26 protein-coding genes are annotated in these 20,536 nt (G+C 61.5%); 5 read left to right on the forward strand and 21 right to left on the reverse strand.

Annotation, left to right across the window (positions count from 1 at the left end; translation table 11 throughout):
* Positions 1 to 40 precede the first annotated feature (40 nt).
* Positions 41 to 1,048, reverse strand: coding sequence for an ABC transporter substrate-binding protein (locus tag AB8A27_RS14230; RefSeq protein WP_441242440.1), 1,008 nt, complete (start codon positions 1,046 to 1,048; stop codon positions 41 to 43).
* Positions 1,049 to 1,312: 264 nt separating this feature from the next.
* Here AB8A27_RS14230 and AB8A27_RS14235 point away from each other — a divergent pair, with 264 nt between their 5' ends.
* Positions 1,313 to 1,672, forward strand: a complete 360-nt coding sequence (locus AB8A27_RS14235; RefSeq protein WP_441242441.1) for a hypothetical protein — start codon at positions 1,313 to 1,315, stop codon at positions 1,670 to 1,672.
* 9 nt (positions 1,673 to 1,681) lie between these two features.
* Here AB8A27_RS14235 and AB8A27_RS14240 read toward each other — a convergent pair whose 3' ends face one another.
* Positions 1,682 to 2,005: a hypothetical protein gene (locus AB8A27_RS14240; protein WP_441242442.1), complete on the reverse strand. Its 324-nt coding sequence runs from the start codon at positions 2,003 to 2,005 to the stop codon at positions 1,682 to 1,684.
* A gap of 117 nt (positions 2,006 to 2,122) precedes the next feature.
* The gene (locus tag AB8A27_RS14245) at positions 2,123 to 2,371 is read right to left on the reverse strand and encodes a hypothetical protein (RefSeq protein ID WP_092151725.1); all 249 of its coding nucleotides are present in this window, start codon (positions 2,369 to 2,371) and stop codon (positions 2,123 to 2,125) included.
* Between the two features lie 218 nt (positions 2,372 to 2,589).
* Between AB8A27_RS14245 and AB8A27_RS14250 the strand changes: the two genes are divergently transcribed.
* Together AB8A27_RS14250 and AB8A27_RS14255 are read left to right on the forward strand one after the other, a co-directional pair.
* The gene (locus AB8A27_RS14250; RefSeq protein WP_441242443.1) at positions 2,590 to 3,735 is read left to right on the forward strand and encodes a diguanylate cyclase; all 1,146 of its coding nucleotides are present in this window, start codon (positions 2,590 to 2,592) and stop codon (positions 3,733 to 3,735) included.
* A gap of 72 nt (positions 3,736 to 3,807) precedes the next feature.
* On the forward strand, positions 3,808 to 4,080 hold the full coding sequence (locus AB8A27_RS14255; protein WP_441242444.1) for a hypothetical protein: 273 nt from the start codon (positions 3,808 to 3,810) through the stop codon (positions 4,078 to 4,080).
* 7 nt (positions 4,081 to 4,087) lie between these two features.
* Here AB8A27_RS14255 and AB8A27_RS14260 read toward each other — a convergent pair whose 3' ends face one another.
* Genes AB8A27_RS14260 through argE form a run of 4 tightly spaced genes read right to left on the reverse strand, consistent with a single transcriptional unit; the run spans position 4,088 to position 7,364 of the window.
* Positions 4,088 to 4,696, reverse strand: coding sequence for a glutathione S-transferase (locus AB8A27_RS14260; RefSeq protein ID WP_441244911.1), 609 nt, complete (start codon positions 4,694 to 4,696; stop codon positions 4,088 to 4,090).
* Between the two features lie 8 nt (positions 4,697 to 4,704).
* Positions 4,705 to 5,130: a GlcG/HbpS family heme-binding protein gene (locus AB8A27_RS14265; RefSeq protein ID WP_441242445.1), complete on the reverse strand. Its 426-nt coding sequence runs from the start codon at positions 5,128 to 5,130 to the stop codon at positions 4,705 to 4,707.
* 48 nt (positions 5,131 to 5,178) lie between these two features.
* The gene (locus AB8A27_RS14270) at positions 5,179 to 6,204 is read right to left on the reverse strand and encodes an NAD(P)H-quinone oxidoreductase (RefSeq protein ID WP_441242446.1); all 1,026 of its coding nucleotides are present in this window, start codon (positions 6,202 to 6,204) and stop codon (positions 5,179 to 5,181) included.
* Complete coding sequence (gene argE, locus AB8A27_RS14275) at positions 6,186 to 7,364, reverse strand: acetylornithine deacetylase (protein WP_441242447.1); 1,179 nt, start codon at positions 7,362 to 7,364, stop codon at positions 6,186 to 6,188. Before argE ends, AB8A27_RS14270 begins: the two co-directional genes overlap by 19 nt.
* A gap of 39 nt (positions 7,365 to 7,403) precedes the next feature.
* Here argE and AB8A27_RS14280 point away from each other — a divergent pair, with 39 nt between their 5' ends.
* On the forward strand, positions 7,404 to 8,057 hold the full coding sequence (locus AB8A27_RS14280) for a DUF1028 domain-containing protein (RefSeq protein WP_441242448.1): 654 nt from the start codon (positions 7,404 to 7,406) through the stop codon (positions 8,055 to 8,057).
* An 11-nt stretch (positions 8,058 to 8,068) separates the two neighbouring features.
* On the opposite strand, the gene AB8A27_RS14285 is transcribed toward AB8A27_RS14280, so the two are convergent.
* The 7 genes from AB8A27_RS14285 to AB8A27_RS14315 form a co-directional block, all read right to left on the reverse strand.
* Entirely contained in the window at positions 8,069 to 9,217 is a 1,149-nt protein-coding gene (locus tag AB8A27_RS14285; RefSeq protein WP_441242449.1) for an ABC transporter ATP-binding protein, read from the reverse strand.
* Positions 9,201 to 10,016, reverse strand: a complete 816-nt coding sequence (locus AB8A27_RS14290; RefSeq protein ID WP_441242450.1) for an ABC transporter permease — start codon at positions 10,014 to 10,016, stop codon at positions 9,201 to 9,203. Before AB8A27_RS14290 ends, AB8A27_RS14285 begins: the two co-directional genes overlap by 17 nt.
* Positions 10,013 to 10,867: an ABC transporter permease gene (locus AB8A27_RS14295; protein WP_092151741.1), complete on the reverse strand. Its 855-nt coding sequence runs from the start codon at positions 10,865 to 10,867 to the stop codon at positions 10,013 to 10,015. Before AB8A27_RS14295 ends, AB8A27_RS14290 begins: the two co-directional genes overlap by 4 nt.
* A 76-nt stretch (positions 10,868 to 10,943) precedes the next feature.
* Complete coding sequence (locus AB8A27_RS14300) at positions 10,944 to 11,981, reverse strand: ABC transporter substrate-binding protein (protein WP_092151743.1); 1,038 nt, start codon at positions 11,979 to 11,981, stop codon at positions 10,944 to 10,946.
* Between the two features lie 175 nt (positions 11,982 to 12,156).
* Positions 12,157 to 12,567 carry a RidA family protein gene (locus AB8A27_RS14305; RefSeq protein ID WP_441242451.1) on the reverse strand — a complete coding sequence of 137 codons (411 nt, stop codon included), beginning with the start codon at positions 12,565 to 12,567 and terminating at the stop codon, positions 12,157 to 12,159.
* Between the two features lie 11 nt (positions 12,568 to 12,578).
* On the reverse strand, positions 12,579 to 13,082 hold the full coding sequence (locus tag AB8A27_RS14310) for a flavin reductase family protein (protein WP_441242452.1): 504 nt from the start codon (positions 13,080 to 13,082) through the stop codon (positions 12,579 to 12,581).
* Entirely contained in the window at positions 13,079 to 14,539 is a 1,461-nt protein-coding gene (locus tag AB8A27_RS14315; RefSeq protein ID WP_441242453.1) for a 4-hydroxyphenylacetate 3-hydroxylase family protein, read from the reverse strand. The genes AB8A27_RS14310 and AB8A27_RS14315 overlap by 4 nt, the downstream gene beginning before the upstream one ends.
* Positions 14,540 to 14,630: 91 nt before the next feature.
* Between AB8A27_RS14315 and AB8A27_RS14320 the strand changes: the two genes are divergently transcribed.
* Complete coding sequence (locus AB8A27_RS14320; RefSeq protein ID WP_441242454.1) at positions 14,631 to 15,578, forward strand: LysR family transcriptional regulator; 948 nt, start codon at positions 14,631 to 14,633, stop codon at positions 15,576 to 15,578.
* Here the strand turns inward: AB8A27_RS14320 and AB8A27_RS14325 are convergent.
* From AB8A27_RS14325 to AB8A27_RS14355, 7 genes are all read right to left on the reverse strand, one after another.
* On the reverse strand, positions 15,546 to 16,475 hold the full coding sequence (locus AB8A27_RS14325; RefSeq protein WP_441242455.1) for a 2-hydroxyacid dehydrogenase: 930 nt from the start codon (positions 16,473 to 16,475) through the stop codon (positions 15,546 to 15,548). The genes AB8A27_RS14320 and AB8A27_RS14325 overlap by 33 nt on opposite strands.
* Positions 16,472 to 16,927 carry a type II 3-dehydroquinate dehydratase gene (locus AB8A27_RS14330; RefSeq protein ID WP_441242456.1) on the reverse strand — a complete coding sequence of 152 codons (456 nt, stop codon included), beginning with the start codon at positions 16,925 to 16,927 and terminating at the stop codon, positions 16,472 to 16,474. The genes AB8A27_RS14325 and AB8A27_RS14330 overlap by 4 nt, the downstream gene beginning before the upstream one ends.
* Before the next feature lie 595 nt (positions 16,928 to 17,522).
* Positions 17,523 to 17,990 (reverse strand): hypothetical protein, encoded by a 468-nt coding sequence (locus tag AB8A27_RS14335; RefSeq protein WP_441242457.1) that lies wholly within the window; start codon positions 17,988 to 17,990, stop codon positions 17,523 to 17,525.
* Between the two features lie 13 nt (positions 17,991 to 18,003).
* Positions 18,004 to 18,753, reverse strand: coding sequence for a S1 family peptidase (locus AB8A27_RS14340; protein WP_441242458.1), 750 nt, complete (start codon positions 18,751 to 18,753; stop codon positions 18,004 to 18,006).
* A 16-nt stretch (positions 18,754 to 18,769) separates the two neighbouring features.
* Positions 18,770 to 19,150: a hypothetical protein gene (locus AB8A27_RS14345; protein WP_441242459.1), complete on the reverse strand. Its 381-nt coding sequence runs from the start codon at positions 19,148 to 19,150 to the stop codon at positions 18,770 to 18,772.
* A 7-nt stretch (positions 19,151 to 19,157) separates the two neighbouring features.
* Positions 19,158 to 19,688, reverse strand: coding sequence for a lytic transglycosylase domain-containing protein (locus tag AB8A27_RS14350; RefSeq protein WP_441242460.1), 531 nt, complete (start codon positions 19,686 to 19,688; stop codon positions 19,158 to 19,160).
* Between the two features lie 330 nt (positions 19,689 to 20,018).
* The gene (locus tag AB8A27_RS14355) at positions 20,019 to 20,534 is read right to left on the reverse strand and encodes a YbjN domain-containing protein (RefSeq protein WP_441242461.1); all 516 of its coding nucleotides are present in this window, start codon (positions 20,532 to 20,534) and stop codon (positions 20,019 to 20,021) included.
* Between the last annotated feature and the right edge of the window lie 2 nt (positions 20,535 to 20,536).

Consider the following 20,536-nt stretch of genomic DNA (forward strand, 5'->3'; position numbering starts at 1 on the left):
AATTATGGTGCCCCTGCCCCCGCCGGGGCACCATTCTGCATCAACGGACTTCGGCGAGATAGCGGTCGCTGAAGCCTTTCTGCGCCAGCTCCATCTTGCCCCAGTCCACGCTCTTGGCGCGGGCATATTCGCTATCCGGCAGGAACTTGGCCTTCACGGCTTCCGGCAGTTCGATCTTGCGGGCTGGACGCAGGTAAGCATTGGTCCAGATCGCCTGGCCCTTGTCGGACAGCAGATAGTCCATGACCTTCTTGGCCTTGTCCTTGTGCGGCGCGTTCTTCACCAGACCGACCACATAGGGAAACACGACCGAGCCTTCGCACGGAATGACGAATTCGAAATTGCCCTTCTCGGAATACTTGGCGCGATAGGCATTGAAGTCATAGTCCAGCAGGATCGGCATCTCGCCGGAGACGACGCGGGCATAGGACGTCTGCTTCGGCACGATCGCGTCGTTCTTCTTCAAGTCCTTGAAGAAAGCGATGGCCGGATCGAAATTCTGGTCGGTGCCACCGAGCGCGAGATTGACGGCAACTGCACCCACATAGCCGACGGCGGCCGACGTCGGATCGAGATAGCCGACCATGCCCTTGTAGTCGGGCTTGGCGAGATCCTTCCAGCATTTCGGCACCGGCTTGCCAGCAAGGGCATCCTTGTTGACGAAGAAGCCGAGCGTGCCGGAATGAATCGTGGTCCAGTAACCCTCGGAGTCCTTCAGGCCGGCATCGACGTGATCCCAGCCTGCGGGCTTGTAAGGCTCGAGCGCATCCTGCGCCTTGGCCTTCATGCCGAAGGTGACGCCGAAATAGCCGATGTCGCCAACCGGATTGGCCTTCTCGGCGAGGATCTGCGCCAGCGCCTGACCGGAGTTCTTGTTGTCATGCGGCATCTCGATGCTGAGGTCGGTCTTCACCGCCTTGATCATCGAAGCCCAGTCGGCCCATTCCGGCGGACAGTTGTAGCAGATGACGTCCGCAGCACGGGCGGGCTGCGATATGGCGGCAAGCGCCAGCGCGGACAGAGCAAATACCAAGCGGAACGGTTTCACGGCGATCGTCTCCATCCTGACGCAGGCTTAAGGCCGGCGCATAGAAAGTCTGAGGGGAATGCGTGACGCCCCACTATAGGCCGCGCATGAAACTTTTGCGACAAAGCCAACCCGCAGCGCATTTGTGCACCGCAACTCGTTCGGGACTGGTCGACAACGTCTCGCGGAAGATGTGAAATCGCGTATCGCCGCTGGTATCGGATTGCAGATGTGAAAGAAACGCCCGAACGTGATCGAGGCCTGCTCGGTCTGGTCGAACGACTCATGAAAAGGCCGGGTGACCCCGAACCGGTCAGGCCAGAGCCTGACGCGGACACCAGAGACGGTTTCGGTCCAGTCGTCGCGGAGGAAAATCCAGCGGCATCGCTGGAGCCGCAACTTGCGGTCGAGAGCACCCGCACGCTTGACCGGTCGGAAATCGCGGATGTGATCCTGCGCGCGCTAAAGGGGATCGATGGCTGTCCGGCAGCCGGCTTCGAGGTGGTTGTCTACGGTACGCGACCCTGGAACGCCATGTTACGCATCACACCGGCAGCCGGATCGGTACCGGACGCACGCGCCTGGCGTCAGCGCGTCCAGGACATGGTTCAGCTTTTGCGGCATCAGTACGAGTTGCGCGAATAGACCGCAGGCCTAGCCATCCATGCGTACCAGCACGACTTCAAACGGGACGCCGGGCCGTTGCTTCACGACACCTGTGCAGGATGCCGTCGTCGTTTTAGATGTCCCGACCAGATCAATCTCAACTTCATCGATGCCGAAGATCGCTGGCTGGCCCTCCGCATGCCGACGGGTCGCAATCGTCGCCGTGAAAGTATCGCCGGTCTGGATATAGGAACCGCTATAGGCGATCACCGTATCGCCGCCCGACAATCGACCATCAGCCAGCGTGATGATGCCCATGCCTTCCTTGTCGGGAATACGAAACCATGCCGAATAACGGCCATCCGGGAGCATGACGAAGCCTAACTGTAAGTTGCGAGGCGGCCAAATACCATCAAGCCATCAGAAACACGTTAACGAGATCGGTCGCATTGTAACGATCGATCTCGTCTTCTCCGATGTCATGCCGCGCTACTTGCCGCCCCCGATATTGCCGCCCTTGATATGGCCGAGCGAGTTGCTGCCATAGGCGGAATTGCCGTGATTGCCGCTCATCGCCGCATTGCCACGGAAGATTGCGGGACCTCGCATCTGGCCATAGGCCCCGTAATACCCGTGATGCGCCTTGTAGCCATGATGGACTTTCTTCGCAGAAGCCGCCGTTGCCGTGAAACTCGCGATCATCAGTGCAGCCGCCGCCGTTGCCAGAATCTTTTTCATGTTCAACCCTCCGTGATGCCCTTCAGGAAAACGCCGCTCGCTACGTCTCGTTCCGGCACAGATCGTCGCAAAACACGGGCCTTACGACCTCCAGACATTCCGTCTACGGGCCCGGTAACGCTTTGCTGACCATACAAAATGGGTGGCCCCGCCACCGATCGGTGGTAAGTGGGTGCTGCTTATTGCGTACCAAATAAATTACACCGCGTTCGGATATCATGTTGCTTGATCAATCCTCCATTTTCGCAGCGATCGGTCTCTCCAGCGCTGCGCTCGCGCTCACATTGCTCGCAACTTGGCTCGTCGCGCGATCCGAGACCTATCTGCTGACATGGTCGATCGGTCTTGCGACCACGGTTGTTGCCGTCATCATCTATGCAGGCTTCGAGCAGTATGATTCGAGGCTACAGCTCGCTGCATTCATATTGTTGCTTGTCGGCTTCGGGGTGATCTATGCGGGCACCACGCAATTCTGCTCGAACCAGGCCCATTGGCTCCGGGCCGCCCTCGTCACCACTGCAGGGCTCGTTCCGATGATTATCGGCTTTGCGCTTGGTTACACCGGCGTCGGCACGATGGCCGCGAATTTCGGCACGGGTCTTCTCGTTGCACTCTCGGCTGCGCAATATTGGAAAGCACGCGCCGAAGCACCGCTGCTGATGGTCGCAAATGCGCTGCTCTATCTCGTCACGGCCGCATCGTTCGTGGCTTGCGGCATCGAACTCTGGCGCACGGGGCAATTCGTGCTGACCGATCGGCCGATGAATTGGGCAGAACAGTTCAATTCACTCATGGTGATCGTCGGTCTGACCGGGATCGGTGCGCTGTCACTGACGATCAACCAGATCCGAACGTCGAACCGGCATAAATCGGATGCGATGACCGATCCTCTGACAGGCCTGCTCAATCGGCGCGCGCTGTTTGGCGAAAAGGTAACGGAGACAGCATCCAACACTGCCATTCTGGTGATGGATCTCGATCACTTCAAAACGATCAATGATCAGTTCGGCCATGCCGCCGGCGACCGTGTGCTGCGCGCCTTTGCCGAGGTCATCTTCTCGAACATACGCGCCGAAGATGTTGCCGCGCGTCTGGGCGGCGAGGAATTCTGCATTGTCCTATCCGGGTCGAGCCCAAAAGCAGCGGCCGCTGTCGCCGAGCGCATCCGATCGACGCTGGAGACAAAGACGTTTCCGACTTCCGCCGGCGTTATCCACGCCACGGTCAGCGTGGGGATCGCAATCCGGTCAACCGAGCCTGAAACGCTGCAGGCCTTGCTGAGCCGGGCAGATGCGGCGCTCTACCAGGCCAAGGCGGCAGGCCGAAATCGCGTGCAGATTTCTGATTTTCATCTGGCCGCCTGAGCCACGCGACGCCGGCCTCCACGAAAAATTAAGCACTGGCTGGCAGCGTAAGGTTTTCGGCAGAATGCCCCGATGCCCGGTCAGAAAACCATTGCCATAGAGACGCTCAATCTGCTGCGCGCCTCAGAACCTCTCCCGAACAACAGCCACCTCAAGGCGGCGTCGATCATCGCATTTCCGCTCGGTCCCATTGAGGTCGAGCAAGTCACGCCGCGGTTCTTTGCCTCCTTCGCCATCGAGAGCCTGTTGCGCTCGATCTGCTATCGTGAGGAAAAATGGCTGATCGACGCCCGGCACAGCCATGCCATGCGGATGACACTGAACTGGGTCGAAGCAGAAAGCTGACGACAGGCTATCCCTCGGCCGGGAATGTATCTCGCAGTGACGGCCGCTCCGACACGGTTGCGAACCAGTCGGTCAGCGCCGGCCGCGAGCTACGCCAGTCAAATGATGCGAAACGGAAATCCAGATAGCCGAGCGCACAGGCGATGGTGAGGCTGCCGATGCTGATGCGGGCGCCGAACACTGCAACGTCACTTTCCATCTGGTCGAGCGCTGCAGCGATCTTGGTCATCTGACCATCGATCCAGTCCGACGATCGCTGTGCATCGCTGCGACAGGTGTTCTCATAACGCGCCAGCAATGCCGCATCGAGCAAGCCATCTCCGAGCGCCTGCTCGGTGAGCACCCGCCAGCGCTCCGCGCCACGCGGAAACAGCGAACCGTGTCCGAGGTCGTCGAGATATTCGCAGATCACCCGGCTGTCGAACAGCAGCGTGCCATCCGTCAGCTTCGCCGCCGGCACCTTGGCGAGCGGGTTAAAGGCCGCAATCCGCTCATCGCGCTTAAGCGGATGCGCGGCACTCGGCAGCTTGACGATGCGATCCACCAATCCCAGTTCGATGGCGCAAGCCATGACCTTGCGCACATAGGGCGATGTCGGCGCGTAGAACAGTTCGATCCTGTCGCTCATGGCTTCTGATCCTCCGCATCGATGGCCGCCAGTGCGGCGCGCGCGACTTCGACGTCCTGCGCGCCGGTGCCAGATCCCACGCCGACGGCACCGACGCATTGGCCGCCGATCACGATCGGCAATCCGCCTTCGAGATTGGTCAGGCGCCCGCCGCCTGCGATGGCCAGTTTGATCTCGTCGGCGGGATTGAGCCGCGATGTCGGCTGCCGATGCGACGCGGCCGTAATGGCCTTGGACATCGATGTTTCCCGCGACAGCAATTTGGCGCCGTCCATTCGGACATAGGCCATCAGGTTGCCGCCGTCGTCGACGATAGTGATGTTCTGCGGCACGCCGAGCTCTTCTGCCTTGGCGACGGCACCCGCCAGTGCCTTGAGCGCACCGGCATGTGTCAGTTTGAGGGAGGGCCTAGTTGTCGCCATGGGACTGCTCCAGTATCGACATGCGGGTTTTGCGGTCGACATTGCTGCTCATGCTGTGGCGCCAGCCGGCAGCAACAGCACTTTGCCGATGTTTTCATTGGCTTCCAGAATGCGGTGAGCTTGCGCAGCATCCCCGAGGGGCAACTGGCGCCAGATCAGGGGCCTCACCTCGCCGGATGCCACGAGCGGCAGCACCTCGGCACGGAGCGCTGCGGCGATCGCGGTCTTCTCCTCGTCGGACTTCGGCCGCAGCGTCGACGACGTCAGATACAATCCCTTCCGCATCACCAGTCCGAGATCGATCGGCACGACGCCGCCTTCCATGAAGGACAGGCTGACGTGACGCCCGCCCGGCGCGAGGGCATCGAGATTGCGCGCAACATAGGGCCCACCGACGATGTCGAGTACGACATCGACGCCCCGCCCGTTTGTGGCGTCGCGCGCCGCGACAACGAAATCCTCATTACGATAGTTGATTGCGATGGCGCCGAGCGTTTCCACTGCCTTCTTCTTGGCTTCGCTGCCCACGGTCGCGATGGCCGTCGCGCCGCGAGCGATGGCCATGCGGATCGCGATGGTGCCGATGCCGCTGGCGCCGCCATGCACCAGCACCGCTTCGCCCTTCGCCAGCCGACCGCGCTCGCACATATTGTGCCAGACGGTGAACAGCGCTTCGGGCAACGCCGCCGCTTCGTCCATCGGCAGACCTTCTGGCACCGCGAGACAATGCGACGCCTTGGCGATGCAATAGCGCGCATAACCGCCGCCCTTCACCAGCGCCATCACCCTTTGTCCTTGCAGGGCCGCGTCGCCACCGACCACACGGCCCGCGACTTCGAGCCCGAGCACATCGGTGACACCCGGCGGCAGCGGCACCGCGCCGCTTCGCTGCATCAGGTCCGGACGATTGACGCCGGCTGCGGCAACCTCGATCAGCACTTCGCCGGGACCGGGCACCGGGACCGGCCGCACGACCTGCGCCAGCACATCGGGGCCGCCGGTCCGCGGCGCGATGACCGCCTGCATGTTGAATGTCACCGTCACGTCCTCGCCCGTCATCGACTCCACATCCATTCTTCACTCGGCCGACGCAGCAAATCCGCCAGCCTGTCCATCATCGCGTTCGCAGCCGCGAGTTCGTCGAAGCCGATCCATTCATCAGCCTTGTGGCCGCGGGCCATGTCGCCGGGTCCGCAGACAAGCGTGGGAATGCCTGCTTGTGCGTAGAGGCCTGCCTCGGTGCCGAAAGCGACGGTCGTCGGCGGCTTCGTGTCGCTGGCGAGATGCGCGACAAATCCCGTTGCCGCGTCCTTCGCATCGGTGTCGAGACCGGGATAGGCCGACAGTTCCTCGGAGACGATGTCAGCCTCCGGCGCATTGGTGCGCAGCCGGTCGCGCTCGCGGGCGACCACATCATCGACCCGCGCAAGAATCTCGCCTGCGTCACGGCCAGGCATCATGCGGATCTCGTATTCCAGCACGGCCCGTTCCGGCACCAGATTGACCATGCTGCCGCCATGCAGTGAGCCGACATGGATCGTGGTGAATGGCGGATCGAAAGCGGCATCGCCGCCGCACGTGATTTCCTCATCCGCGAAGCCACGCAGCGCATGCGCGATTGCTACCGCGGCATCGACCGCATTGGCCGCACGATGCGGCATCGCCGAGTGGCCGGTGCGCCCCGTCACTGTGAGGCGGCGCGCCACCTTGCCTTTATGCGCACGCACGACACGCATACTCGTTGGTTCGCCGACGATGGCGAGCACCGGCGGCGCGACGGACTGCATGAGCGTCCGCACAAGATCGGGCGCGCCGCGACATCCGACTTCCTCGTCATAGGAAAATGCCAGATGCACGGGCGCCGCAATGGCCGCCTCCTTCAAGCGCGGCACGTTCGCGAGAACGACGGCCAGAAAGCCCTTCATGTCGGTCGCACCGCGGCCATAGACGCGCTCGTCGCGGATCACGCCTGCGAAAGGCGGTACGGTCCAGGCCTGTCCCTCCACTGGCACGACGTCCGTATGCGCCGACAGGACAACACCCGGTCGATCCGACGGACCGATCGTCGCGAGCAGCGAGGCCTTGCGGCCATCCGGCGACGGCACGCGGCGCGAGGACACATCCGACGACGCAAGCATCCGCTCGATATACACGATGATATCGAGATTCGAATTCGCGCTTATACTTTCAATACTGATCAGATCGCAAAGTATTTGAGCTATTCTTTCGATCATCTATACTACCAATACTTTTACGATTGCAGGAGCATCACGATGACCTATTCCATCTCGGCACGCTGTCCCGAGACCGGCGCGTTCGGCATTGCCATTACGTCGTCGAGCATTGCCGTGCCGGCGCGCTGCGCCTGGGTGGGACCGCTCGGCCTCGTGGTGTCGCAGAACGTCACTGACCCCGCACTCGGCCCGACCGGTCTCGCGCTGCTGCGTCAGGGCCTCGGCGCTGGCGCTGTGCTCAGCAACCTGACGCAAGGCACGCCGCAGCCGGCCTGGCGGCAGGTTGGCGTGATTGATCGCTACGGCCAGGTCGCGTGGCATTCCGGCACACAGGCCTTGCCGATCGTCGGCATTGCGCAAGGCGCCGGCTGCCTCGCGCTCGGCAATCTGCTGGTCGATGAAAAAGTGCCGAGCGTGATGATCGCGCGGTTCGAGGCGACCGCCGGGCAACCGCTGGCGGAGCGGCTGATGTCGGCGCTGGAAGCCGGACTCGATGCCGGCGGCGAGACCGACGACGAACATGCGGCGGGCTTGCATGTGGCGCACCAGTTCGACTGGCCTGTGGTCGATCTGCGTGTCGACTGGCATGACGCGCCGATCGGCGAACTCCGCGCGCTGTGGGAACGCTACCGGCCGCAGCAGAAAGACTATGTCGCACGCGCGATGAATCCGGGCGCTGCGCCGTCGTTCTAGACGCGAATGCCTCACGGCGCTTCGCCTGGCGGGAACGCCACGATGTCGTCGGAGCCGATGCTCAATCCGATCTCGGCTCCGACCGGACAAGACGACAGCGCCGCAATACCGGGCGAACGTAGCAGGATGCGCTCACGCGTACTGCCGGGCGCGTCGATATAGAGATCGACATGGCCGCCTTGAAACACCTGCGCCGTCACGGTACCCGGCAGCGATCCCATCGCGCCGCGCGGCGTGACGGTGAGATGCTCGGGCCGCACGAACACATCCACGGCATCACCGATCGCCACTTCGGCAATAGGTATTGCAGGAACATTGACGCTCATGTCGCCAATCGAGACCACCGCGACATCGCCGCGCCGCGCGACCAGCCTGCCGTTGAGGACACTGGCGTCACCCACGAAGGACGCGACGAAGCGATCGGCAGGACGGCGATAGATATCGTCCGGCGCTGCAATCTGGCGGATGCGACCGGCCGACATGACAGCGATACGATCGGACATCGACAGCGCCTCCCCCTGATCATGGGTGACGAAAATGGTAGTAACACCAAGCTCGCGCTGGATCTGCTTGAGCTCGACCTGCATCGAACCGCGAAGATTCTTGTCCAGCGCCGAGAACGGCTCGTCCAGCAGCAGCACCTTTGGCTTGATCACCAGCGCTCGCGCGAGCGCGACACGCTGCTGCTGACCACCGGACAATTGCCGCGGCTTGCGGTCAGCGAAGCCGGACAGCTTGACCAGCGCCAGCGCTTCCTCGACGCGGCGCGCGATCTCCTTCTTCTCCACGCCGCGGGTCGTAAGGCCGTAAGCGACGTTTTTCGCGACGCTCATATGTGGGAACAACGCGTAGTTCTGAAAAACGATACCGATCTCGCGCATATGCGCGGGCGTCTCGGTCACCAGAGCGCCTTCGATGAAAATCTCGCCATTGTCGGCTTCGAGGAAGCCAGCGATGAGATTAAGCAGCGTTGTCTTCCCGCAGCCGGACGGCCCCAGCAGGGTCATGAACTCGCTCGGCCGGATCTTCAGCCACGCCTCATGCAACGCGACGGAATCGCCGAAACGTTTGGTAACGCCATCGAGCTGCACCGCCGGGCGAATCTTGTCGCTCGCCACGGAGGGCATGTCGGCTGTCATCGGATCAGTGCGCATCAACATTCAGGATTTTCCCGAGGCCCAGGAAGGAATTTGCAATCGTGAGCAAGGTTGCCGTCACGACGATGTAGATGACCGACAGCGCGGCCAGCGTGGGATCAGCGAATTCGCGGACGTAGTTATACATGGCCACCGGCAGCGTCTGCGTCGCCTGACTGCTGACAAACAACGTCGCCGTAAACTCGTTGAAAGACAGGATCGCGGCAAACAGCCAGCCGCTCAGAAGGCCCGGGACCAGCAGCGGGATCGTCACCGTGAACAGGATGCGCAAAGGCGTGGCGCCGAGACTGGAGGCTGCCAGTTCAAGCCGCGTGTCGAGATTTTCCAGCGAGATGTAAGTGCTGCGCATCACGAAAGGCAGCACCATCACCACATGGGCGAAGATGACGAGCGGAAAACCGCGGCCAACACCCGTCTGCGAGGCGAGAATGAGAATGCCGAGACCGACAGTGTAATGCGGGATGATCAGCGGCGACAGCAGAATGCCTTCGAGAAAATCCCTGAGCGCAAATTTGTAGCGATGAATCGCGAAGGCAAAGGCCGAGCCGACGACCACCGCGATGCTCGATGCCCAGACCGTCACGGTCAGGCCATTCCAAAACCCCTTTGCGAAATCGGCATAAGAGAAAGCGCGCCAGAACCAGCGCAGCGACCAGGATTGCGGCGGAAATTGCAGGATCGCACGGTCGTTGAAAGCCGAGATCGCCACGACGACGCCGGGCAACAGCACGAACAGCAGGATGAGGGCCACGAGGACGCGGCCGGACCATCGCAGCGCGAGAGTTGCAGGTGAGCGCTTCATGTCGTGCCCGCCATGCGTTCGAGTGGGCTCGCGGCCTTTTTCAGCAGCGCGATCACAGCCAGCGACAAAGCGAGGCCGATGATGGAGAGGCTGGCGGCGAAGGGGAAATTGAACGACGAGAAACCGAGCTGATAGATCAAGGTCGAGACAGTCGCGACACGACCACCGCCGATCAGCTGCGGTGTCGCGAACGCGCTGAAGGTCCAGGCGAAAGCGGTGGAGAAGCCAGCAACGATGCCCGGCATCGACAGCGGCAGCGTAATGGTCAGGAAAATCCGGATCGGGCCGGCGCCGAGGCTCTCGGCAGCCTTCTCGTAATTGCGATCGATATGCGACAGCGCTGCGGCCAGCATGATGACCATGATCGGCATGGTCACATGCACCAGCGCCGCGACTACGCCGCCGGCGGTAAACATCATTTGCAGCGGACGATCCAGCAGACCGAGCTTGAGCAACAGCGAGTTCAGGAATCCGTTATTGCCGAGCACGATCATCCAGGAATAGGTCCGCACGACCTCGCCCAGAAACAGCGGCGTCACAGACACGATCAGGATGAAGGAACGCAGCGCCGAACTGTTGGTGCGCGTCAACGCATAGGCCAATGGGTAAGCAAGCAGCAAGGTGAAGAGTGCCGTCTCGAAGCACAGGAGCACCGTGTTCCAGAAGGCCAGCGCATAGAGCGGACGCAGCATGGCCTCGAAATTCGCCCAGGTGAATCCGCCGACTTCGAGCGTACCGGGAATATAGGCCCGCACGCTGTACTGAAACACAGCCAGCATCGCCGCGATCAGCCCCACAGCGACGAGGCCGGCCGGCGAGACGAACCATCCCAGAAATGGACGTGTATTCATGGATAAACTCGACGTCGTAAGCTCAAGACGATGGATCGCGATCCGGCGGTAGCGACCGGATCGCGATCCAGACTATTTACGGAGCCATGATGTTCTCGGTGAACCACTTGCGCCAAGTGCCGGTCTTCTCGGCCCGCAGCTTGGCGTCGATCACCAGCGTCTGCTTCGCCCACTGATCCGCAGTCGTGAAGACACCCGGCAATGCTGCGATCTCAGGCTTGACCTTGGCGTTGTCCACCACCGGGCTTCCCTTCTTCAGCTCGGCGATCTTCGCCTGCACGTCCGGATCGAGCGCGGTGTTGATGAACTTGTAGGCCAGCTCGGCCTTGGTCGAGCCCTTGGTGATGCCCATCGTATCGACGCCGAGCACGGCCCCCTCCTTCGGAATCGCCAGCTTGATCGGCACGCCCTGGTTCTGCATGTAATAGGCATTCATCGACAGCACGACCTGCACCGGGGTTTCACCCGTCGCGAACAGCTGCTGGCTATTGGCGTCGTTGGTGTAGAACGCCTTGTAGTTCGGCTTCAGCGCCTTCATCTTGGCTTCGCCGACTTCCCAGTTCGACGCATCGCCGCCAGAGAGCTTGGCTGCAACGACCATCACATGGCTCGGATCGAAATCGGGCGACGAGATCATGCCCTTGAGCGCAGGATTCCACAGGCCTTCCCAGCTCTCGAAGCTCACGCCCTTGGGCAACTGATCGGGCAGATAGCCGATGGTGTAGACATAGGCCCAGGCGCCGATGTGATACGGGCTGATCTTGGCCTGCTCGACGAGATGGCTCGCATTCGGGATCTTCGCCATGTCGAGCTTCTCGAACAGATTGTCGTTGGCATAGAGCCAGCCGACATGAGCCGTCGTGAAGGTGACATCGCTCTCGGGCTTGGCAGCCGCGAGCTTGGCCTGGTTGAGACGGTCGATCGTGCCGCCGGTGATGTATTCAACCTTCACGCCGGTCTCGGCAGTGAACTTCTTGGCGATCGCTTCATCGATCAGATCGCGGAAACTTCCACCCCAAGTGCTGACCACCAGCTTCTCCTGGGCGGATGCCTGCCCGCCGATCGCGAGCGTCGACAGCAACATCAATGCAGTAAACTTCAAGGCGCGCTTCATCTCGAAACCTCACAAGGATTATGACCCAGAAAGAAAAGCAAACATCGTGCCAGACGATTGATTTATCTCAAGAATTTCCGCCGGACGGGCGCGCGTAACTGCGCTCATCGATCATGCGAAAGATGAAGCCGCAAACGTCCGATTGATCTTTGTAGTGCCGGCGAAAGACGCGTCGTTACGCCGGAATTTCCGCAATGATGTCGATTTCCATCAGGTATTCAGGCTTGGCGAGGCCCTGAACGATAATCCCCGTCGAAACCGGATAGACGCCCTTCAGCCATTTGCCGACAACGCGATAGACCGGCTCGCGATAGGCGCGGTCGGTGATGTAGATGACGATCTTCACCACGTCCTCGAGTCTGGAGCCTGCCTCTTCAAGCAGCACCTTGGCGCATGTCATGGCATTCTCGGTCTGCGCAGCGGCATCGCCGATGCCGACGATCTTGCCGTCGAGATCCATGGCCGTCTGGCCGCGCACATAAACGGTGTTGTTGGCACGAACGACCATGCAGACATCGTTGTCGAGCGACTGTTCGGGATACGCATCCTTGGTGTTGAACTTACGAAAACGCTGATGGGTGGTCATGAAGCAGATCCTCAGGCGACGAGACGGCGGAATGTGCGATCGGAAAAGATCAGGGGCAGCGCAGCTTGGTTGCGAACGTTCAGCACCTCACCTGCGACGATGCGATGCGAGCCGAAATCGAACACGCTGGCGACGCGGCAATCGAAATTGCACAGTGCCCCGTCGAGCGCCGGCGCGCCGGTGAGCAGTTCTGACCAGTCACCGGCGAGAAAACGATTGTCGCGCAGTTCGGGGATCAACCCGGCAAAACTGCTGGCGACACGCTCCTGCTCGTCGGACAGCACGTTGGCGACGAACACGCCATTGGCGAGCAGCTTTTCGAGACCGCGATTGTCGCGGTGAACGCTGAACACCACCGACGGCGGTTCCATTGACAGCGAGCACAGCGATGACACCGTGACGCCTGCGCGCCCCGCTTCGCCATCCGTGGTCACCACCGCCACGCCCGAAGCCGTCATCCGCATGGCGTCGCGGAAGATATCGACCTCGACCAGCGGATGTGCTGCTGCGCTCACGACTTCGCCCCGTCGATACGATCGGACAGACCTGCCGACTTCTTCACGAAGTCCAGCGGTCCGGCGAAATCGAAGCTGTTATAGACCGCCGCCAGATGATTGAAGTGCGGCGCTTGCGCAAACTGCACGAAGGTCAGGCGATGGCCGGCATAGTCCGAATTGAGCAGGTCGCGCGCAAAGGCGAGCAGCTTGCGGCGATCGTCGGCCTGCCACTGATCGTTCAGTGAATAGAACTTGTTGAGCCACTTGCCGCTGCCTTCAGCCTCGAAGGCATCAGCATTCGGGGTGATGCAGATCTGGCCACCGCACAACTCGCGGGCGATGTGCATCATCGCCGGGAGCTGCGAACAGGCGAACACGCGGCCCGCATAGAGCATCGACTGCTGCGGCATCAGAAGACCACCCGGGCTCTTCTCCGCCATCGCGATGGAGGCGGTGAGATGTGCGTTGATGCCTTCGCGGTAGCAGACGAGATCGGCGAGTTTCTCACGCACCGACTGCAGCTTGTCGAGACCGGTCTGCTTGGCGTTCCACATTGCCGCACCAATCATCATGTCGGCGGTGTAAAGCAGACGCAGCACATAAGGGAATGCTGAATAGCGATGCAGCGTCGAGCGCACGAATTGCGCCGCGCGGGTGTGGCGATAGAAGAACACGTCTTCCCATGGGATCAGCACGTCGTCGAACACCACCAGCGCCTCGACCTCGTCGAAGCGATTGGCGAGCGGATAGTCCTTGATGTTGGCGCTGCTGCGATTGGCGAAGCCGCCGCGGCAGATATGCTTGACGCCCGGTGCGCCCATCTTGACGATGCAGCCGACCGCATAATCGGACAGCTTCTCATTGGCCCAGGCGCCGACGGTCGGCTTCAGATAGGCTTGATCGGCATAGGCCGCAGCCGTCTCATATTTCGCGCCCCGGATGATGATGCCGGCATCGGTCTCACGCGTGACGTGAACCATGAGATCCGGATCCTGCTGCTGCGGCGGCAGCGAACGGTCGCCCTTCGGATCGGTATTGGCTGAGACGTGGAAGATGTCCTTTTCGATCACGGCACGGATGTGATGATCGATATTAGCGGCGAAGCGCGGATCGATCTCGGCCAGCACGTCGCGCCCGTCTGTCAGCGACCACATCTCGCCGATGGTCTCGTCGCCGACGCGGGTGACCACGCCGCCGATATCCTTCATCACGTGATCGACGGCCTTGATCTTGTCGTGCCAGTCCTTCTGTTCCGTCGGCGGCTTGTAGAAGATCGAATGTGTCTCGTTGTCTTCAACGTAAGTGAGGTCGGCGGCGTAACGCTCTTCACGCGCCATGTCATACATACGGGCCTTGACGTCGATGATCGGCTTCAGCGCCGGGTGCGCGGTCACGTCCTTGACGCGCTCGCCATCGATCCAGACCTCGCGACCATCGCGAATGCCCTGTTTGTATTCTTCACCCGTGCGGATCATTGATCGGCTCCTGTTCGACTGGACGACAGGGTGCCGAAGGGCCTATCATAAGGAAAATATTTTTATGTTTGGAGATGCATAGGAAAACACGATGAGGTTCTCGCTCCGGGCCCTGCGTTATGTGGTTGAGACGGCCGATGCGGGCAGCGTGACAGAAGCCGCCAAGCGCCTGAACGTTTCGCAGCCCTCGATCTCGGCCGCACTCAGCCAGCTGGAGGCAGAACTCGGCGTCCAGATCTTCGTTCGTCATCTCGCCAAAGGCGTGACGCTCTCCCCGGCAGGCCAGCGGCTGGTGAATGATGCACGGCTGCTGCTCAATCATGCGCGCGATTTTGCGCAAAGCGCCCAATCCCTGGGCAGCACGCTGCACGGCGAGATCGTCGTCGGCAGTTTTTCGACCCTCGCCACACGCTTCATGCCGGGGCTGCTGTCCGGTTTTCGCGAGCGCCAGCCGGGCATCTCGGTGAAACTGGAAGAAGGCGACCAGCAGGAAATCATCGACGGTCTGGTCTCCGGACGGACCGAACTCGCGCTGTCCTACTCCTTCGCTGTTCCCGACGAGATCGTCGGTGAGAAATTCTGCGAGCTGCCGCCCTATATCGTGCTGTCGGCGGATCACCCTTTAGCCAACCGGTCGTCGATCAGCCTGACTGAAATGCGCGACGAGCCGTTCATCCTGCTGGACTTGCCGCATTCGCGCGACTATTTCGCCAGCCTGTTTACGGCATCCGGTATCGAGCCGCGCATTTCCTTCCGGACCCGGTCATTCGAGCTGATCCGCGGACTGATCGGAAATGGCCAGGGATATTCGATCCACAATGCCGTGCCGCGCACCACCATTGGCTATGATGGCAGTCGCGTCGCCGTGGTGCCGATCACCGAAAAATTGCCGGCAACGCATGTCATGGCGCTGCGTCTGAAGCGCCATGCACTCCGACCGGCGGTACAGACATTCGCCGATTACGCGCGCGACGCCTTTGCCGTTGGCGGCCAGTTCGCGCCGGGCTCAATAGCCCCGGCGCGGATCGACGCGGCTTAGCAGTTCCTGCCCGGCGCGCAGCCGGCGCACATTCTCGCCGATCTGTTGCGCCGCCGACCCCGGCAGCGCCACCGATGCGAGATGCGGCGTGATCAGCACATTGTCCATCACCCAGAGCGGGCTGTCCGGCGACAGTGGTTCGGAGGCAAACACGTCCAGCGTGGCCTCCGCGATATGCCCCGAGCGCAGCGCCGCTATCAAAGCCGGCTCATCGACGATGCTGCCGCGCGAGACATTGATGAAGACGGCGCCACGCTTCATCTGCGCCAGGCGCTCGGCATTCAGCAGTCCGCTTGTCTGCGGCGTCTGGGGCAACATGCAGACAATAATGTCGCTATCGCCCAGGATATCCGGCAATGCGGACAGACCGGCAGAGGTCGCGATGCCCTCCACCGACTTCAGCGTGTTGGACCAGCCACGGACGCGATAGCCTTGCCGGGCGCATTCAAGCGCCGCGGTCAGTCCGAGTTCGCCAAGGCCGAGAATGCTGACGGTGATGGTCTCGGGATCGCGCGGGTGAATATAGTGCCAGCGGCGTTCGCGCTGGGCGCGCTCGAAGGCCGGAATGTCGCGTGCGTGCCGCGTCACCGCGAACAACACATAGCCAGCCATCATCCGCGCCATCTTCGGATCGGACAGGCGAGTAATCGGAACCTCCGGCAGGTCGTCACGCCCGACCAGCGCGTCGACGCCGGCGCCGAGATTGACGACGAGGCCGAGATTCGGATAGCGCGCAAAGAAGCCATGCGGTGGCTTCCAGACAAGCGCCTGCCTTACGCGCGTCGGGGCGGTGATATCATCTGCCCGCCGCAGATCGATCCCCTCCGCGGCCAGCGCCGCACGCCACGTCTCGAAGTCATCGAAGGCGCTGTGGAACGCCATCACCTCCGACGTCATTGCGCTACCTTTTCGGCGATCAGACGCGACACCGCTGTCAGCGCCAGTTCATAGCCGAGTGCACCGAGCCCGGCGATCACGCCGGTCGCCGCGCGTGACACATAGGAGTGATGGCGGAACGGCTCGCGCTTCCAGATATTGCTCATATGCGCCTCGATGATCGGGCCCTCGAAAGTGAGCAACGCATCGAGGATCGGGACCGACGAGTAAGTGAGACCGGCGGCATTGATGACGATCCCCTCGGCCTTCTCCCGCGCCTCCTGGATCCAGTCGACCAGAACGCCTTCGTGATTGGACTGGCGGAAGTCGACCGTCAGGCCGAGCGAAGCCGCATGGTCTTCACAGCGCTTCTTGATCGAGACGAAACTTTCGCGGCCATAGGTGCCGCTTTTGTCCAGTCCATAAAGATTGGCGTTGGGACCATTGAGGAAATAGACAACTGGAGACGTCATGGCCGCGCTTTCATGTGTCTGGAGGGCAATCGGGTATTCTCGAGAGGCAAGATTGGACCGGGAGAAAATACCAACGAACAAGCGACGTCGGATGACCCCAGATGCTCACCCCTTCGCCAACAGGGCGCATGCAGCTACGCATCGACGCAGCGCATCCGCAAATTGAACCTTAGAGAGACCTGCTTCATTGCAGAAATCGAAAGAACCTATGCGGTTCGACGGATTTGAGTATGGTTCAGAGGTTGCTGTTGCCGCAGGTGAAAAGCCCGGAGGGGGCGCCGTCCGCTGCCGGGGAAAAATGAGCGAGGCGATCAATCGAAAGAACCCCGTCGAAAAGTCGGTCCGGCTACATGCGGTGCACGGTCGGCATCCGGCTAATGCATTGGTGCGTGTTTCAGGGAATCCCTGATTTCACGCCAGATGTTCACACACCAGGTTCTCGCTCTGTGGGTCAATACGTTTCTCAAGATACACTCTCGCTACTGCCCTATCGCCTTCCGACAAGCAGCAAGAGTCGTGCCAACAATTGAAATTGCTGGGTCATCCCTTCATTGGATGCCCGGCAGAGCGGCCACTTCGACCGGCCCTGCAACTATTACTTTGATAGATTGAGCGAAAACCGTAGGTTGATTGGCTGCAGCATTTCCGGCGGCGGCGCTTCACCGATATTTCCGCGGGTCAACACCGTACGCAGATCGGTGTTGGCGCGATCGTCCTTGAAGCTCGCGAACGACACGCGTTCGACGGTCCCGTCGGGATTGAGCCAGGCCTTGACGACTAGTGACGCTGGTGGTCCGTCCTGCGTGCCATTGGCCTCTTTCAGCGAGGCGCGAAAACGATTGGCGATCGCCTCGTCGGCGGACATCCATTCCTCGAAACGATACTTCACGAGTTTGGCGAACTGGCCCCAGGCGGGCGGCGCAGCGTCGGGGCTGCGATAGTCGAGCCCCTGCGCACGCGCCGGTACCGGCGCGGAGATCAGACCGATTGATGCCAGCAATGCAGAGAGCCTGGCAAAACGCCATCGCGACGGAGATGAGGACGGCCGGCGAAACAGCATCATGACAATAGCTCCCCTAGTTCACACAAATGACGCGTGCCGAAATGCTGGCGGCGCGATGCGCACGAGATCCCGAACCCGCGATTTGCGGCCGGTCATCTTCCTGAAACCGGATGTTGCTCGCCGCGAGGAACGACTTGGCTCCGGCCGAACCGACCGCGAGCACCCGATTGACGGATGTCTTCCTGCTGACAACGCCTTCGATGAGGCCGCGTGAATCCATCACCGGCGCGCCGCTGCTGCCGAATGTTACGGTGGAATTCAGCGCAATATGCCCTGCTTCACTGCTGCCGGATGTCATGCCCACCGACGCATTGGCGAGCACGCCCCCACGTGCGAGCATTATCGGCAGGTTCGCATAGTCGGCCGCAAACATCATATCGTTGGGGGACGACGTCACGTTGCGGGGAAACACAGCCGCGAGACCGCGGGTCTTTGTTGTGCGCAACAGAGCCAGGTCATAAGGCGTCGACAGAGCGACAACGCGAGCCGACATCGTGCGACCTTCCTTCTGGATCATCACGCGACTGCAGTCCTGAACCACACGGCGCGCCGTCAGCATATGCCCGGAATCGTCGACAAAGAATCCGGTCCCTGCCCGCTCACCGCGCTCAACCGGCGGTAGCTCCGTCCGCGACAATGGCTTGGGCGGCACGATCTGCGGCGCTTCGCTTCGCGTCGGAAGCAGCATTTGCGCGCGCACCGGCATGGGAGCCGCGCAAGACAGCGCGATGGCGACCAGTGCAGCGCGGGCGATTGAAATCATCAATGGCACTGTGAACCTAGCGCCGGCTGACCGGTGACGAATAGACCGGCGGCGGCGGCCGATATGGAATGACGGAGTGCCCGTAGTTCTGGCCGTATTGCTGCTGCACTCCCGGCAAATTCACGATGCCGATCTTGGTATCGCCCGACCGCGCATCGATCGGCGGAAAATTCAGGGTTGGACTGACCTTCTCGACGTCGCGCTTCAGCGTCTGGTTGAGACACCCGAAGCTGCGGGCGCCGCCGATCTCGACCTCGACGCAACGCTCGCGCGCGGTGGGTGGAGGCGACTGCCCACCGATGATGACTTCGGGCTTTGGCTGCTCTGGTGGCTGCTGCGCCAGCGCTGGCATCGCAAACGCGATCAGCGCCGAGAGCGTCAAGATTCTCGTTCTCATCGCTCGCTCACCTCGTCATCGGCCTCGGGCCGTTTGTCTGCATCACAACCTGCGTCAGCCGGTTGTTCAGCGCCGCGAAATCGACCCGGCCGGAATTGCGTGACATCAGGCATCGGCTGCCGCGGCATCCGGCAACGAGGCTGGAGCCAACGGGCGATCCGAAGGTAGCGACCGGCACCGTGCCCGTGACGGGATACCCAACCGCCATCAACCGGGCCCGCGCGCGCAAACAGTAGGTCACCGACAGATGGGAGAAGCGTGTCTCGCCATGCCCGGCACGATACTTCATCAGCGCAGTGCAGAGGTCGCCGCCGGCCTTGTTCCAGGCCTGTGCGAGATACATGACGCCATAGCGGATATTGACTTCCGGCGCCGCGAACTCTGCCATCGAGCCGCTGAAGCCCAGCATGCGCGCAGTGGGCGGCATCACCTGCATCAGGCCGATCTCGCCATCGGCGCCGATGCGGCTCGGATCGTAGCCGCTCTCCACGCCCATTACGGCTTCCGCCACATCGGCCGGCAGATTTGTGTTGCGCACCTCCCGCTCGATCAACGAGCGATAGAGCGCCCTGGGATTGGAAGCACCGGACAACTTTGGTGGAGTTGCCAGGTTTGGTGGAACTGCCAAGGCTGCGGTTTTATTGCCAGCGGCAGGCTTTGGGGGATTTGGCACGGTCGGCGGCGACTCGGCGACTTCCTCGGCGGCCTGCTCGGGCTCGGCTTCAGCAAGGGCCGGTGTCGATATCAGGACAGCGCAGGACAACATACCAGCCCAAGCCGCCGCCAGGACGCCTCGTGCGAAGGCGCCACTGGCCAAGAGGCCATACAAGCTGATCGGTCGTCCTGACACCCTGGATTTCCGGACTCGTCAGGCGACACGCGCTTCGGCAGCAGCCATCGGTTCCACCGGCGCCTGCGCCCCAGCTTCAGCGACGGGTGCACTGACGGTCCTGGCCGTATCGAGCCGCTGCAGTTCTTCGCGCAGATAAGGCACCAGTGCCTGAACGAGGTGATCCCAGATCTCGACCTGCGCCCGAACATAGTTCGGCATGACGCCGCCGATGAAGGAGACATCCATCGTCATGGCCAGATAGCCAGGGACGACCTGCAACCGACCAAAGCGGCGCAGCGCGTTCCAGCGATTGACAACATCGAGCGGCAATTCACCTTCGATATTGAGCCAGGCACTAAAGGTGAAATCGACATAGCCACCATCTTCATTGGCCAGACGATTGCCCGGGCGAATGTCGAACGCAAAGCCGGCGGTCGACGAGCGCAACACCGGCATATCGGCATTCGACACGATCTCGACGCGATAGCCAACGGTCTGCAGCAGGTCACGCAGCGATTCGAGAGTAAAGCTGTTCAATACGGTATCGGACATGG

The sequence above is a fragment of the Tardiphaga sp. 768_D3_N2_1 genome (assembly GCF_052076105.1).
GTDB lineage: Bacteria > Pseudomonadota > Alphaproteobacteria > Rhizobiales > Xanthobacteraceae > Tardiphaga.

Excerpts from the sequence above, each read along its gene's own strand:
- AB8A27_RS14285 (WP_441242449.1), bottom strand. The coding sequence starts at position 9,217 with ATGTTGATGCGCACTGATCCGATGACAGCCGACATGCCCTCCGTGGCG.
- AB8A27_RS14340 (WP_441242458.1), bottom strand. The coding sequence starts at position 18,753 with ATGATTTCAATCGCCCGCGCTGCACTGGTCGCCATCGCGCTGTCTTGC.
- AB8A27_RS14280 (WP_441242448.1), top strand. The coding sequence starts at position 7,404 with ATGACCTATTCCATCTCGGCACGCTGTCCCGAGACCGGCGCGTTCGGC.
- AB8A27_RS14315 (WP_441242453.1), bottom strand. The coding sequence starts at position 14,539 with ATGATCCGCACGGGTGAAGAATACAAACAGGGCATTCGCGATGGTCGC.
- AB8A27_RS14330 (WP_441242456.1), bottom strand. The coding sequence starts at position 16,927 with ATGACGTCTCCAGTTGTCTATTTCCTCAATGGTCCCAACGCCAATCTT.
- AB8A27_RS14345 (WP_441242459.1), bottom strand. The coding sequence starts at position 19,150 with ATGAGAACGAGAATCTTGACGCTCTCGGCGCTGATCGCGTTTGCGATG.
- AB8A27_RS14300 (WP_092151743.1), bottom strand. The coding sequence starts at position 11,981 with ATGAAGCGCGCCTTGAAGTTTACTGCATTGATGTTGCTGTCGACGCTC.
- AB8A27_RS14250 (WP_441242443.1), top strand. The coding sequence starts at position 2,590 with ATGTTGCTTGATCAATCCTCCATTTTCGCAGCGATCGGTCTCTCCAGC.
- AB8A27_RS14265 (WP_441242445.1), bottom strand. The coding sequence starts at position 5,130 with ATGGCGACAACTAGGCCCTCCCTCAAACTGACACATGCCGGTGCGCTC.
- AB8A27_RS14240 (WP_441242442.1), bottom strand. The coding sequence starts at position 2,005 with ATGCTCCCGGATGGCCGTTATTCGGCATGGTTTCGTATTCCCGACAAG.
- AB8A27_RS14245 (WP_092151725.1), bottom strand. The coding sequence starts at position 2,371 with ATGAAAAAGATTCTGGCAACGGCGGCGGCTGCACTGATGATCGCGAGT.
- AB8A27_RS14320 (WP_441242454.1), top strand. The coding sequence starts at position 14,631 with ATGAGGTTCTCGCTCCGGGCCCTGCGTTATGTGGTTGAGACGGCCGAT.
- AB8A27_RS14255 (WP_441242444.1), top strand. The coding sequence starts at position 3,808 with ATGCCCGGTCAGAAAACCATTGCCATAGAGACGCTCAATCTGCTGCGC.
- AB8A27_RS14290 (WP_441242450.1), bottom strand. The coding sequence starts at position 10,016 with ATGAAGCGCTCACCTGCAACTCTCGCGCTGCGATGGTCCGGCCGCGTC.
- AB8A27_RS14295 (WP_092151741.1), bottom strand. The coding sequence starts at position 10,867 with ATGAATACACGTCCATTTCTGGGATGGTTCGTCTCGCCGGCCGGCCTC.
- AB8A27_RS14305 (WP_441242451.1), bottom strand. The coding sequence starts at position 12,567 with ATGACCACCCATCAGCGTTTTCGTAAGTTCAACACCAAGGATGCGTAT.
- argE (WP_441242447.1), bottom strand. The coding sequence starts at position 7,364 with ATGATCGAAAGAATAGCTCAAATACTTTGCGATCTGATCAGTATTGAA.
- AB8A27_RS14355 (WP_441242461.1), bottom strand. The coding sequence starts at position 20,534 with ATGTCCGATACCGTATTGAACAGCTTTACTCTCGAATCGCTGCGTGAC.
- AB8A27_RS14270 (WP_441242446.1), bottom strand. The coding sequence starts at position 6,204 with ATGGATGTGGAGTCGATGACGGGCGAGGACGTGACGGTGACATTCAAC.
- AB8A27_RS14325 (WP_441242455.1), bottom strand. The coding sequence starts at position 16,475 with ATGACGTCGGAGGTGATGGCGTTCCACAGCGCCTTCGATGACTTCGAG.
- AB8A27_RS14235 (WP_441242441.1), top strand. The coding sequence starts at position 1,313 with ATGAAAAGGCCGGGTGACCCCGAACCGGTCAGGCCAGAGCCTGACGCG.
- AB8A27_RS14335 (WP_441242457.1), bottom strand. The coding sequence starts at position 17,990 with ATGATGCTGTTTCGCCGGCCGTCCTCATCTCCGTCGCGATGGCGTTTT.